This window comes from Streptomyces sp. NPDC004065 (genome assembly GCF_044903565.1).
Classification (GTDB): Bacteria; Actinomycetota; Actinomycetes; order Streptomycetales; family Streptomycetaceae; genus Streptomyces.
In genome coordinates, this window is the sequence record NZ_JBJDQT010000048.1 from 1 (window position 1) to 12,700 (window position 12,700).

Annotated in this window: 14 protein-coding genes; 7 read left to right on the plus strand and 7 right to left on the minus strand. The window is 73.0% G+C overall.

The genetic code is table 11. From position 1 onward, the window contains the following. Both ACI2LW_RS32385 and ACI2LW_RS32390 read right to left on the minus strand, forming a co-directional pair. Nucleotides 1-216: hypothetical protein (locus tag ACI2LW_RS32385; RefSeq protein WP_404734835.1), on the minus strand; the 216-nt coding region annotated here is incomplete at its 3' end. 127 nt (nt 217-343) lie between these two features. After that, entirely contained in the window at nt 344-994 is a 651-nt protein-coding gene (locus tag ACI2LW_RS32390) for a DNA-3-methyladenine glycosylase (protein ID WP_404734836.1), read from the minus strand. A gap of 138 nt (nt 995-1,132) precedes the next feature. On the opposite strand from ACI2LW_RS32390, the gene ACI2LW_RS32395 reads away from it, so the two are divergent. The 3 genes from ACI2LW_RS32395 to ACI2LW_RS32405 all read left to right on the plus strand — a co-directional run bounded on the left by ACI2LW_RS32395 (nt 1,133) and on the right by ACI2LW_RS32405 (nt 3,199). Next, nucleotides 1,133-1,915: a sporulation protein gene (locus ACI2LW_RS32395; protein ID WP_404734837.1), complete on the plus strand. Its 783-nt coding sequence runs from the start codon at nt 1,133-1,135 to the stop codon at nt 1,913-1,915. Nucleotides 1,916-1,977: 62 nt separating this feature from the next. Further along, nucleotides 1,978-2,517: a YbhB/YbcL family Raf kinase inhibitor-like protein gene (locus ACI2LW_RS32400; RefSeq protein ID WP_404734838.1), complete on the plus strand. Its 540-nt coding sequence runs from the start codon at nt 1,978-1,980 to the stop codon at nt 2,515-2,517. Nucleotides 2,518-2,692: 175 nt separating this feature from the next. Further along, complete coding sequence (locus ACI2LW_RS32405; RefSeq protein ID WP_404734839.1) at nt 2,693-3,199, plus strand: HNH endonuclease; 507 nt, start codon at nt 2,693-2,695, stop codon at nt 3,197-3,199. Between the two features lie 112 nt (nt 3,200-3,311). On the opposite strand, the gene ACI2LW_RS32410 is transcribed toward ACI2LW_RS32405, so the two are convergent. The 3 genes from ACI2LW_RS32410 to ACI2LW_RS32420 all read right to left on the minus strand — a co-directional run bounded on the left by ACI2LW_RS32410 (nt 3,312) and on the right by ACI2LW_RS32420 (nt 5,699). Then, entirely contained in the window at nt 3,312-4,265 is a 954-nt protein-coding gene (locus ACI2LW_RS32410) for an SPFH domain-containing protein (RefSeq protein ID WP_404734840.1), read from the minus strand. A 153-nt stretch (nt 4,266-4,418) separates the two neighbouring features. Then, nucleotides 4,419-4,850, minus strand: coding sequence for an NfeD family protein (locus ACI2LW_RS32415; protein WP_404734841.1), 432 nt, complete (start codon nt 4,848-4,850; stop codon nt 4,419-4,421). A 51-nt stretch (nt 4,851-4,901) separates the two neighbouring features. Then, nucleotides 4,902-5,699: an ABC transporter ATP-binding protein gene (locus tag ACI2LW_RS32420; RefSeq protein ID WP_404734842.1), complete on the minus strand. Its 798-nt coding sequence runs from the start codon at nt 5,697-5,699 to the stop codon at nt 4,902-4,904. Nucleotides 5,700-5,851: 152 nt separating this feature from the next. Between ACI2LW_RS32420 and ACI2LW_RS32425 the strand changes: the two genes are divergently transcribed. Further along, entirely contained in the window at nt 5,852-6,640 is a 789-nt protein-coding gene (locus ACI2LW_RS32425; RefSeq protein ID WP_404734843.1) for a hypothetical protein, read from the plus strand. 822 nt (nt 6,641-7,462) lie between these two features. On the opposite strand, the gene ACI2LW_RS32430 is transcribed toward ACI2LW_RS32425, so the two are convergent. Together ACI2LW_RS32430 and ACI2LW_RS32435 are read right to left on the minus strand one after the other, a co-directional pair. Then, a complete protein-coding gene (locus tag ACI2LW_RS32430) occupies nt 7,463-8,104 on the minus strand; it encodes a response regulator (RefSeq protein ID WP_404734844.1) in 642 nt (213 codons plus the stop codon). Continuing rightward, nucleotides 8,097-9,242 carry a GAF domain-containing sensor histidine kinase gene (locus tag ACI2LW_RS32435; RefSeq protein WP_404734845.1) on the minus strand — a complete coding sequence of 382 codons (1,146 nt, stop codon included), beginning with the start codon at nt 9,240-9,242 and terminating at the stop codon, nt 8,097-8,099. The genes ACI2LW_RS32430 and ACI2LW_RS32435 overlap by 8 nt, the downstream gene beginning before the upstream one ends. 413 nt (nt 9,243-9,655) lie before the next feature. Here ACI2LW_RS32435 and ACI2LW_RS32440 point away from each other — a divergent pair, with 413 nt between their 5' ends. The 3 genes from ACI2LW_RS32440 to ACI2LW_RS32450 all read left to right on the plus strand — a co-directional run bounded on the left by ACI2LW_RS32440 (nt 9,656) and on the right by ACI2LW_RS32450 (nt 12,574). Next, entirely contained in the window at nt 9,656-10,351 is a 696-nt protein-coding gene (locus ACI2LW_RS32440; protein WP_404734846.1) for an SDR family NAD(P)-dependent oxidoreductase, read from the plus strand. Then, nucleotides 10,348-11,520 (plus strand): S-adenosylmethionine:tRNA ribosyltransferase-isomerase, encoded by a 1,173-nt coding sequence (locus ACI2LW_RS32445; protein ID WP_404734847.1) that lies wholly within the window; start codon nt 10,348-10,350, stop codon nt 11,518-11,520. Before ACI2LW_RS32440 ends, ACI2LW_RS32445 begins: the two co-directional genes overlap by 4 nt. A 298-nt stretch (nt 11,521-11,818) precedes the next feature. After that, on the plus strand, nt 11,819-12,574 hold the full coding sequence (locus ACI2LW_RS32450; protein ID WP_404734848.1) for a transglycosylase SLT domain-containing protein: 756 nt from the start codon (nt 11,819-11,821) through the stop codon (nt 12,572-12,574). Nucleotides 12,575-12,700: the final 126 nt, after the last annotated feature.

Below are 12,700 nucleotides of genomic sequence, written 5' to 3' on the forward strand. Positions count from 1 at the left end.
GGAACGGACGCTTCCTTCGTACTCACCCTCTCGGGCTTTCCTCCGGGCGCTTCCCTTCGGTGTTTCCGACTCTATCAGATCTTTCCGATCCGATTCCCAGTCGGGGGGTTTGCCTTTGGCTTTCGGACTTCCGTCCGTCGGCCTTTCGACATTCACTACGTTAGCCGATTCCCGGACCGATTCATAATCGGCCTCCGCGAGTTCGAATTCGGGCATGCGCGCACGCCACGATCGACCCCGCTGAGGGGTGTTCGGTAGGTAGTGGGTTGGCCGCTCCGGCTGCAGGCGATCGCCGTACCCGGTTCAGCGGCTTGGGCTACGTTACGCACCTTCGGGGTGCGAGTCAACTTCGACGGCGCCGCGGCACGTGGGCCCGGTACGGGCTCACCGTCGGGTCGTCGGCCACCCAGTAGCGCCACGGGTGGACGTCCCCGTCGCCGCCCTCGCCGGCCACTCCCGTCCGCGGGCCGTTGCACACCTGGTGGGAGGGGACGGGGCTGCCGGTCAGCACCCGTAGCGGGGTGTCCCCGGCGGCGCAGGCGTCGGTCCCGTCCAGGGCGCGGTCGACGCCGAGGGCGGTGGCGAGACGTGCCGGCCCCTTGGCCAGTTCCTTGTCGTTGCGGGCCGAGGGCCGGCGGACCCGGGCCAGCTCGGCGCCCTCGACTATCTCGCCGGCCCGGAGCAGGACCCCGCTCGCCCGTCCCACGGGTCCGCACACCAGGTTCATGCAGTGCCACATGCCGTAGGTGAAGTAGACGTACACATGACCGGGCGGACCGAACATCACGCCGTTGCGGGCCGTGCGGCCGCGGTAGGCGTGGGAACCGGGGTCGTTCGCGCCGTCGTAGGCCTCGACCTCCGTCAGGCGCAGTGCGATCGGTCCGTCGGGCGTCGTACGGACCAGGACACGGCCGAGGAGGTCGGGGGCGACCTCGAGGACGGGGCGGTCGAAGAACTCCCTGGGCAGGGGCGTACGGTCCGGGGGCGCGATCATGGCTTCCGAGCCTAGCCCAGTCGGGCGTGTGTCAAGGGCTGGTCAGGATGTCCGTCGCTTGCCAGGGTGTGGGCGCGGAACCGGTCACGGCCGGATCGCGTTTGTAGGGATCAAGGGTCCACACGTAAAGGGAGAGCCATGGCGTTCAAGAAGCTGCTCGCGAGCCTCGGCGCGGGCGGGGCGTCGGTCGAGACGGTCCTGCACGAGGTCAACGTCGTGCCGGGCGGGGTCGTCCAGGGCGAGGTGCGGATCCAGGGCGGGTCCGTCAACCAGAACATCGAGGGCTTGTCGGTGGGCCTGCAGGCGCGGGTCGAGGTGGAGAGCGGCGACCAGGAGTACAAGCAGGACATCGAGTTCACCAAGGTCCGGCTGGGCGGGGCGTTCGAGCTGCAGGCCGGGGCCGTGCACGCGGTGCCGTTCGGTCTGGAGATCCCCTGGGAGACGCCCGTCACGATGATCGACGGGCAGCCGCTGCGCGGCATGAACATCGGGGTGACCACGGAGCTGGCCATCGCCCGTGCGGTGGACTCCGGTGACCTGGACCCGATCAACGTGCACCCGCTGCCGGCGCAGAAGGCCATCCTGGACGCGTTCATCCAGCTCGGCTTCCGGTTCAAGAACGCGGACATGGAGCGCGGTCACATCCGCGGGACGCGCCAGCGGCTGCCCTTCTACCAGGAGATCGAGTTCTACCCGCCGTCGCAGTACCGCGGTCTGAACCAGGTCGAGTTGAGCTTCGTGGCCGACGAGCACGCGATGGACGTCGTGCTGGAGATGGACAAGAAGCCGGGTCTGTTCAGCGAGGGCAGCGACACGTTCCGCTCGTTCCAGGTGGGCCTGGAGGACTACCAGGGGACCGACTGGGCGGCATATCTGCACCAGTGGATCGCCGAGGTCGGCAGTAAGCGGAACTGGTTCTAGGCTCGGGAACCGGTGATCCCGTCGGCAAGGGATCACGTCGTATCCGATCAGGAGGTACCGAGGTGACCGAGCTCAAGAGGCGGCCGCTCCCCCACGACTTCCATCCGCCCGTGCCGTCCTTCACGGTCACGAGCGACGACGTCCAGGAGGGGGCGACGCTCAAGGACGCTCAGGTCCGCGCGGGGGGGAACACCTCGCCGCACCTGCGCTGGTCCGGTTTCCCGCCCGGGACCAAGAGCTTCGCCGTGACGTGCTTCGACCCGGACGCCCCCACGGGCAGCGGGTTCTGGCACTGGGTGCTGTTCGACATCCCGGCCTCGGTGACGGAGCTGCCGGCGGGTGCGGGCAGCGACGGGTTCGAGGGGCTGCCCGAGGGCGCCGTGCACGCGCGCAACGACTACGGGACGAAGGACTTCGGGGGTGCCGCGCCGCCGCCCGGGGACGGCCCGCACCGGTACGTCTTCACGGTGTACGCGGTCGACCAGGAGAAGCTGGGTCCGGACTCGGACGCCTCTCCGGCGGTGGTCGGGTTCAACCTGCGGTTCCACACGCTGGCGCGCGCCCAGCTGATCGGTGTGTACGAGAACCCCGCCGAGAGCTGACGTGCGCGCCGGCGCCCGCCGCGCAAAGTGACGTTCATGGAACGTTTGCCCGCCTCTGGTCTTGGAAGTGATCGGAGGCGGGCATTTTTTATTGCGTTGTCCATCCCGGCGCGCCCGTCCAGAGTTGATCCGAGCCCGCCAGGGGGTGGGCAGGTGCACAGGGAGGTGGGCTGGTATGCGCGACACGCTGGTTCTCAACGCGAGCTTCGAGCCGCTGTCCACGGTGACGCTGAACCGAGCCGTCGTTCTGGTGCTGCAGGACAAGGCCGTCGTCGAGCAGGCCCACCCCGAGCTGCGGATGCGGGGGGCCGCGGTGGACATACCGGCGCCACGGGTGATCAGGCTCTGCAGATACGTACGGGTGCCGTTCCGAAGACGAGCGCCGTGGTCGAGGCGGGGTGTGCTGGTGCGCGACCGGCACCGGTGCGCGTACTGCGGACGGCGGGCGACCACGGTGGACCACGTGGTGCCGCGGTCGCAGGGCGGGCAGGACACCTGGCTGAACACGGTGGCCTCGTGTGCGGAGGACAACCACCGCAAGGCGAACCGGACTCCGGAGGAGGCGGGGATGCCGCTGCTGCACCGGCCCTTCGAGCCGACGCCGGCGGACGCGATGCTGCTCGCCCTCGGGCACGACGACCTGGCGGTGCTGCCCGGGTGGCCGGCACCGGAGGCCGCCTGACCTGCCCCGGGGCGGTCCGGCTGCCGGAGGCCGCCCGGCCTGCCTTCTCGGCCGGTCGTGCGGTTCCCCGCGCCTCTGACAGGCGCGGGGAACCCTCTTGCCTGGCGGTCCGTCAGTCGATGGTGGGCTTTTCCCGGCGCTCCGTGCCGCCGCTGTTGCCCGAGGAGCTGCCGCCGCCCGAACCTCCGCCCAGGGGGCCGAAGTTCCCGACGGCGCCGGACAGGCCCTTGAGGGCGTCGCCGATCTCGCTGGGCACGATCCAGAGCTTGTTGGCGTCGCCCTCGGCGATCTTGGGGAGCATCTGGAGGTACTGGTAGGAGAGCAGCTTCTGGTCGGGGTCGCCGGCGTGGATGGCCTCGAAGACCGTACGGACCGCCTGGGCCTCGCCCTCGGCACGCAGGGCGGCGGCCTTGGCCTCGCCCTCGGCCCGCAGGATCTGGGACTGCTTCTCGCCCTCGGCGCGCAGGATCTCCGACTGCCGGACACCTTCGGCCTGGAGGATGGCGGCGCGCTTGTCCCGGTCGGCGCGCATCTGCTTCTCCATCGAGTCCTGGATGGAGGTCGGGGGCTCGATGGCCTTCAGCTCCACGCGGTTGACGCGGATGCCCCACTTGCCGGTGGCCTCGTCGAGGACGCCGCGCAGGGCCGCGTTGATCTCCTCGCGGGAGGTCAGGGTGCGCTCCAGGTCCATGCCGCCGATGATGTTGCGCAGGGTGGTGACGGTGAGCTGCTCGATGGCCTGGATGTAGCTGGCGACCTCGTAGGTCGCGGCACGGGCGTCGGTCACCTGGTAGTAGATGACGGTGTCGATGTTGACGACCAGGTTGTCCTGGGTGATGACCGGCTGCGGCGGGAACGGCACGACCTGTTCCCGCAGGTCGATCCGGTTGCGGATGGTGTCGATGAACGGGACGACGATGTTGAGGCCCGCGTTCAGTGTCCGTGTGTAGCGGCCGAAGCGCTCCACGATGGCGGCGCTCGCCTGCGGGATGACTTGGATCGTCTTGATCAGGGCGATGAAGACCAACACCACCAGAATGATCAGGACGATGATGACCGGTTCCATCGTCGGCTCCCCGTACCCCTTCTCCGCCTCGGCGCTTGTCGAAGATCTTGTGGCTGTCCGCCTGTTGAGGATCTTGCTGCTCGAGTCTGACAGACCGTCGCGTGCCTCGTGGGGTGTTCGGTGCAGTTCCGCTGACCAGCCCTGGGCGCGCGGTCACATGACGATGGCGGTGGCCCCCTCGATGTCCACCACGTCGACTTCCTCCCCCACTTCGAAGGTGCGGCCGGTGTCCAGGGCGCGCGCCGACCAGACCTCGCCGGCCAGCTTGATGCGCCCGCCGGTGCCGTCGACCCGTTCGAGCACGACGGCCTGTTTGCCCTTCAGGGCGTCAATGCCCGTGGCCAGTCCGGGGCGTTGCCGGTTGTGCCGGTAGGCGATGGGCCGGACGACGGCGATGAGGGCGACCGAGACGACGACGAAGGCGAGCACCTGCATGACGATGCCGAGGCCGAGGCCGGCGACGACCGCCGCGGCCACGGCGCCCACCGCGAACATGCCGAACTCCGGCATCGCGGTGACCACGAGCGGGATTCCGAGCGCTGCCGCGCCGACCAGCCACCACACCCACGCGTCGATGTCGTTCACATGGTCATGGTAGGGCCGTAGGCGTACGGCGGACAGGGCGCGACGGGGGCGTCAGGAGAGCGGGAGGCCCTGGGCGGTCCAGCGGTCGCCGACCTGCTCGACGACGAGCGGCAGCCCGAAGCAGTGGGAGAGGTTGCGGGAGGTGAGTTCGAGCTCGAGGGGGCCGGCGGCGAGGACCCTGCCCTGGCGGATCATCAGGACGTGGGTGAAGCCGGGGGCGATCTCCTCGACGTGGTGGGTGACCATGATCATCGACGGGGCGATGGGGTCGCGGGCGAGCCGGCCGAGGCGGCGGACCAGGTCCTCGCGCCCGCCGAGGTCTAGGCCGGCGGCGGGCTCGTCGAGCAGCAGCAGCTCGGGGTCGGTCATCAGGGCCCGGGCGATCAGGGTGCGCTTGCGCTCGCCCTCGGAGAGCGTGCCGAACCTGCGGTCGAGGTAGTCGCTCATGCCGAGGCGGTCGAGGAAGGCGCGGGCGCGCTGCTCGTCGACGTCCTCGTACTCCTCCTGCCAGCCGGCGGTCATGCCGTAGGCGGCGGTCAGCACGGTCTGCAGGACGGTCTGGCGCTTGGGGAGCTTCTCCGCCAGGGCGATGCCGGCCACGCCGATGCGGGGGCGGAGCTCGAAGACGTCGGTGCCGGGCCTGCCGAGGGTCTCGCCGAGGATGGTGGCGGTGCCCTTGGTGGGGAAGAGGTAGCTGGAGGCGACGTTCAGGAGAGTGGTCTTGCCGGCGCCGTTCGGACCGAGGATGACCCAGCGCTCGCCCTCCTTGACCGACCAGGAGACCTGGTCCACCAGAGCCCGGCCCTCCCGGACCACGGATACGTCCTGAAGCTCCAGAACATCGCTCATGAGCGCGTTGTCTCCCCTTGCAGTGTGCCGCCGGTCTCGGCTGTCGCGTACGCCTGTGGCTGGGTCCGCCGCGCCGGTGGGCGCAGCCCTCAACGAATCTACGCCACGAGATGGGCGGGCCGTTCCATCGGTCCGGTCCTTAGGGTGGGTGCATGCTCTCGGAACCGCGCTCCGGCCGCCTGGCCGCTTGGGGAAATGCCCTGTTGTCCGGACTTGTCTCGCCGGACGACGCCGTGCTGGCGATCGTCGGGGACGATGCCGTCCATCGGGTGGAGGGTCTGCCCGGCGAGCCGGGCGCGGTCGGGCTGACGCTCGCCCTGGGGCGGCTGCGGGGGCTCGGGGTGACCGCGCTGCGGGTGGCGCTGCCCGCACCGGGGCATCCGCTGGGGCTGAGCGGTCCGCCGGAGTTCAACGCGCGCGCGATGGAGGCCGAGGAGGCGGTGGTCTGTCACGGGGCGGCCTACGGCCTGGTGCCGGAGGTGGCGGAGGCCGGGCCGGAGGGTGACGTGCACACCGAGGTGGTGTGGCGGGTGCTGCCGGTGCGGGAGGCGCCCGGCGCCGACGTGCCGTCGCTGGGCGAGGCCGAGCGCGAGCTGGCGGAGGCGCTGCGGGACGCGACCCAGATGCTGTCGCGGCTGGACGTGGCCGGCTCGGGGCCGGTCGCGGAGGCGGCGATCGACGCGTACCGGGCGCGGGCCGAGCGGGGGCGGCAGGTGCTGGCGCCGGGGTATCCGGCGCGGGCCGTACGGGTGCTGGAGCTGGCACAGCGGGTGGGGCTGCTGATCGCGCTGGCGCACGAGAACGGGCACGGGGGCGCGGTGAGCGCGTCCGAGATGGCCGCGCGGGGGGAGGCGCTGCGGCCGGTGGAGCGGACGGCCCGGCGGGCGCAGGTCGCGGCGTACAACTCCGTGGTGGAGGAGCGGGAGAAAGGGGTGCGGTGAGGGTCCGCCGGGCGGCGCCGCTGCCGGGGCGGGCGGCCCCGGCAGCGCCGGTCTCCCTCCCGGTCCGTACGGCACGCACGGCCTCGGCGGCCCGACCGGTTCCCTCCGCTGCCGCGCGACTCCGGGGAACGGGTCGCTGCCGCGCGACTCCGCCGCTCATAGGGGAACAGGTCGTCGGCGCCGCTCTGCGGGGAACCGGTCGCTGCCGCCGCTCATAGGGGAAGAGGTCGTCGGCGCCCCTCGCAGGGAAGACCCGGCCCGCCGGTCTCCGGAACGGCTCGCTGCCGCCGCTCTCCCGGAAAGGTCGAGGGACGTGCCGGCGCGCGGCCGGCCGGGGCGGAGCCCCTCCCGGGGCGGGCGGCCCCGGACGCGCCGGTCCCCCGGGGGCCCAGCCCTGCCGGGGCCGGGGGCGGGGTCCCGTGGAAGGGGACCCGGCCCACCCTTCCCCCTGGGCCCGGCGCATGCTCCGTGGCGGCGGTCGATCCGGGCGACCCGTCAGCCCCGGCTGAACGCCCCGGACGACTTCGTCCACCACCCCGGAGGGGCCGACTGCTCCAGGGGGCTCCACCCCCTGCCGGGGCCTGGGCGGAGCCCCGGGGCCGGGCTCCCTCCCGCCCCTCCCCATGGGCGTGGCGCACCCGCCCAAGTGGCGGCGGACGGTCCCCGGCGACCCGTCGCCCCGGCCGGCGTCGTCCTCCCTCCGGCTTCCTCCGGTCCGGCCCGGCTGCTCGGAGGGCGCGGCCCGCCGGGGCCAGGGGCGAGGCCCCGGGACGCGACCGCGCCCGTACCCCCTCCCTGGCCCGGGGCGGCAGGTGGTGCGGGTCAGCCGGTCACGCCGTGGCGTACGGCCCACAGGGCGGCCTGGGTGCGGTCGGCCAGGTCGAGTTTCATCAGGATGTTCGACACGTGGGTCTTGACGGTCTTCTCGGAGAGCACCAGGGCCCGGGCGATCTCCCGGTTGGAGCGGCCGTCCGCGATGAGGCCGAGCACCTCCCGCTCCCGCTCGGTCAGTGAACCCGCCCGGCCCTGCCCGGAGTTGTTCTCCTCCTGGGCCAGCAGGGCGCCCGCCACCTCGGGCTGGAGCAGTATGTGGCCCGCGTGCACCGAGCGGATGGCCCCGGCGAGGGCGTCGGGGTCCACGTCCTTGTAGACGTATCCGGCGGCGCCGGCGCGCAGGGCGGGGACGACCGTGCGCTGCTCGGTGAAGCTGGTGACGATCAGCACGCGTGCGGGGTTGTCGAGCTCGCGCAGCCTGCGCAGCGCCTCGACCCCGTCCATGACGGGCATCTTGACGTCCATGAGGACGACGTCGGGCCGGAGTTCCTCGGCCCGGTCGACCCCCTCGGCGCCGTCCGCCGCCTCGCCGACGACCTCGATGTCGTCCTGCACCTCCAGGAAGGTGCGCAGGCCCCGGCGGACGACCTGGTGGTCGTCCACGAGCAGCACTCTGATTGCGTCAGCCACCGGGGACCTCCATCTCGATCGCGGTGCCCTTGCCGGGCTCCGATTCCACCGTGAGCCGGCCGCCGGCCCCGCTCGCCCGGTCCCGCATGGAGACCAGGCCGAGGTGGCGTCCCGCGCGGCGCACCGCCTTCGGGTCGAAGCCGGTGCCGTCGTCGGTGACGCGCAGGACGGCGCCGGAGCCACGGCGGTCCAGGGTGACGTCCACGTGCTCGGCGCCGGAGTGCCGCAGCGCGTTGTGCAGGGCCTCCTGGGCGACGCGCAGCAGGGCCTCCTCCTGGCCGGCCGGCAGGGCGCGGACGCCGCGGGCGGTGAAGGTGACGCGGGCGGTGTGGGCGCGGTCCAGGACCTGGATCTGGGTGCGCAGCGTGGCGACCAGGCCGTCCTCCTCGAGTGCGGCGGGGCGCAGCTCCACCACGGCGGCGCGCAGTTCGTCGGCGGCCTCGGCGGCGAGCACGGCCACCTGCTGCAGCTCGCCCTTGGCCCGTGCCGGGTCCCGGTCGACGAGGGTGGCGGCGGCCTGGGCGGTCAGGCGCAGGGAGAACAGCTTCTGGCTGACCGCGTCGTGCAGTTCGTGGGCGAGGCGGGAGCGCTCCTCGGCGATGGTCAGCTCGCGGCTGCGCTCGTACAGGCGCGCGTTGGTCAGGGCGATCGCGGCGTGCTGGGCGAGGATCGCCAGCAGTTCCTCGTCCTCCTCGGTGAAGCCGCAGGTGCCCTCGGGTTTGGGGCAGTGTTTGTTGGCGAGGAACAGCGCGCCGATGACCTCGTCGCCGTCGCGGATGGGCAGGCCCAGGAAGTCGGACATCTCGGGGTGGGCGGCGGGCCAGCCCTCGAAGCGGGGGTCCTTGCGCACGTCGGCCAGCCGCTCGGCCCTGGCCTGGCGGAGCATCGCGGCGAGGATGCCGTGCTGGCGCGGGAGGGGACCGATGGCCCGCCACTGCTCGTCGCTGATCCCGTCGACGACGAACTGGGCGAAGCCTCCGTGGTCGTCCGGGACGCCGAGGGCGGCGTACTGAGCGCCGAGCAGTTCGCGGGCCGAGGCGACGATCGTCTTCAGGACGTCGTGCACCTCGAGGTGCCTGCTCATGGCCAGCAGCGCGGAGCTCACCGCGGCGAGGCCGGACCGGGGGCCTTGACTCATGTCCTCACGGTACCGGCGGGGTGTGACGGCGCGGATCGGGCCCGGGACGGCGCCGGCCGGGGCCGCGGTCCTAGGTCCCGCGTCCCGGCCGGGTGGCCTACGGCCCGGGACGCCCGCCGGGTGGCCTACGGCCCGGGACGCCCGCCGGACGGTCTACGGCCCGGGACGCCCGCCGGGTGGCCTACGGCCCGGGACGCCCGCCGGACGGTCTACGGCCCGGGACGCCCGCCGGACGGTCTACGGCCCGGGACGCCCGCCGGGTGCCCTAGGACGAAGTGCCGCGTCGATCAGGGCCCGGCGGCGGAGGTGGCGGGGGGTGCCGCGTTCCTACGGTGGCGGCACGCCGGTCGGAGCCGGCGCACGACGACGGCGCGCGACGGGGGGCGGGCCGTCCGGACCAGGGGAAGGGTGTCATGCCGGTAGGGATCATCACGGGTGCTTCGAGAGGGCTGGGGCGGGCACTGGCCGAGGCCCTGGCCGGGCGGGGCTGGGACCTGGTGCTCGACGCCAGGGACGCGCGGGTGCTGGCCCGGGCGGCGCGCGCCGTCGCCGGGCACGGGACGCGGGTGGAGGCGCTGCCCGGGGACGTCGTGGACGCCGGGCACCGGGCGGCGCTGGTCGCCGCCGCGCGGGGGATGGGGGGTGCCGATCTGGTGGTGCACAACGCGAGCGCGCTGGGCGCGGAGCCGCTGGTGCGGCTGGCCGAGCTGCCGCCGGCGGGGCTGCGGCGGGCGCTGGAGGTGAACACGGTGGCCGCGCTGGGTCTGGTGCAGGAGGCGCTGCCGGCGCTGCGCGCCTCGGCGGCGGGCACGGTGATCACGGTGAGTTCGGACGCGGCGGTCGAGGCGTACGGGACGTGGGGCGGGTACGGGGCCTCGAAGGCGGCGCTGGACCGTCTGGCGGCCGTGCTGGCCGTGGAGGAGCCGTGGCTGCGGGTGTGGGCGGTGGATCCCGGGGACATGGCCACGGACCTGTACGCGGCGGCCGTACCGGACGACGACGCGCCGCGGCCCGCGCCGGCCACTGTGGTGCCGGCGATTCTGCGGCTGCTGGACGAGCGCCCGGCCAGCGGCCGCTACGGCGCCGCGTCCCTGCTGGGGGCGCGGTGACCCTGGCGATACGGGTGCCCGTGGAGCTGTCGGCGCGGGTACCGGCCGAGCAGCGCGGCCCCGGGCTGGACCGGGACGCCGTACGGCTGCTGGTGACGCGCGGGACGCGGGTGTCGCACCACGTGTTCGGCGGGCTGCCGGGGCTGCTGCGCCCGGGGGACGTGCTGGTGGTGAACACCTCGCCGACCCTGCCGGCGGCGGTGGACGGCGAGGTCGCGGGCGCGCGGGTGGTGGTGCACTTCTCCACGCGCGGGGACGACGGGCGCTGGGCGGTGGAGCTGAGGGACCCGGACGGCCGGGGCACCACGCGCGCGCGGGTGGAGACGGGGACGCTTGGGGAGACGGGGACGCGTGGGGAGACGGGGAGCGGGACGGGCGGCGTGCCCGCGCGGAGCGGGCGGGCGGCGGGCGGGCCGGCCGGGACGGAGGTGGTGCTGCCCGGGGAGGTGCGGCTGGTGCTGGAGGAGCCGCTGAGCGCGCGTGGCGGGCGGCTGTGGTGGGCGCGGGTGCGGGGGCGGGAGGTCACGGCGCTGCTGCGGGAGCACGGCCGGCCCATCCGCTACTCCTATACGGAGCGGGACCAGCCGCTGTCCGTGTACCAGACGGTGTTCGCGGTGCCGTCGCCGGACGGGTCGGGCAGCGCGGAGATGCCGAGCGCGGCCCGGCCCTTCACGGCGCGCATGGTGGCGGCGCTGGTGAGCCGGGGGGTGCAGTTCGCGCCGGTGACCCTGCACACGGGGGTCGCCTCGGCTCAGGCGCACGAGCCGCCGTATCCGGAGCGGTTCTCGGTGCCGGGCACCTCGGCCCGGCTGATCAACGCCGCCCGGGCGGCGGGCGCGCGGGTGATCGCCGTGGGGACGACGGCCGTGCGCGCGGTGGAGTCCGCGGCGGGCCCGGACGGGGTGGTGCGGGCGGCCGGGGGGTGGACGGATCTGGTGGTGACGCCCGGGCGCGGGGTGCGGGTGGTCGACGGGCTGCTGACCGGGCTGCACGAGCCGCAGGCCTCGCACCTTCTGATGCTGGAGGCGGTCGCCGGGCGGGCGGCGGTGGCCCGTGGGTATGAGGAGGCTCTGCGCGGGCAGTACCTCTGGCACGAGTTCGGCGACGTGCACCTCGTCCTCCCGGCGGAAACCCCTCACACAGAGCGTTGCGATGGCAACTCGCGGTGAGGAGAGCGGCGCCGCGATGTGAGGCCGCGCATAGGGCGCGCATCACGTACGAACGGACATAGGAGACACCCCATCCCTCCCTGAACGGGACAGACGCCCCTGTCTGTCCCGTTTTGTCTGTTCCCGATCCACTATGCGGCTTCGTACGTCACACCTTTGCCCTGGCATTTTGCGGCAGCTAAGAATTGCTCTCGTCGCTCACGCCGTGGGGATTCCGCCCCCGGCGTTCGTGTGGGAAGGACCCCCTCCCGCAGTCCGGAGAGCGACCTCCGCGCTACTCGAAGAGGTCCATTTCGCCATGCCCGCAAACATTCGTTTCCCCCGTTCCAGTCGTCAGCTGACCAAGACCCGCAAGGCCGCCGTCGCCGGTGTCGCCACCCTCGGCGCCGCCGCGATCGCCTTCACCGCGGTCCCCAGCCAGGCCCAGAGCACCACGACCGCCGACGCGGCCCCCGCCGCCTCCGTGCAGGTCGCCTCCGCGCCCGCCAAGCAGGTCAGGGCCAGCGTCACCGACCAGCTCGCCGGCGCCAGCGTGAAGATCCAGGCCATCGAGGCCAAGAAGCAGGCCGCCGCCAAGGCCGCCGCGCAGCACAAGGCGAAGGCCGCCGCCAAGAAGGCCGCCGCCAAGGCCGCCGCCGCGCGCAAGGTCCAGGCCGCCCACAAGGCCAAGCAGACCGCGAGCCGTGCCGTGCAGCGCCCGCAGATGCAGACGGTCGCCGCCACCACCAGCTACGGCAACAACCTGGACGGGTGGATCCGCCAGTCGCTGGACATCATGAAGAAGCACAACATCCCGGGCTCCTACAGCGGCCTGCACCGCAACATCATGCGGGAGTCCTCGGGCAACCCGAAGGCCATCAACGACTGGGACATCAACGCCATCAACGGCATCCCGTCCAAGGGTCTGCTGCAGGTCATCGACCCGACCTTCCGCGCCTACCACGTCCCCGGCACCTCGTGGAACATCTACGACCCGGTCGCCAACATCACCGCCGCCTGCAACTACGCCGCGCACCGCTACGGCTCGATGGACAACGTCAACAGCGCGTACTGAGGCCGGCGCGGGCCTCTGACGAACACGCGGAAGGGCGGCACCCCCGTTGCGGGGAGGCCGCCCTTCGCGTTGTGTCCGGCGCGTGCGCGCCGCCGCCGGTGCCGCCCGGTCGCCCGCGGGTGACGG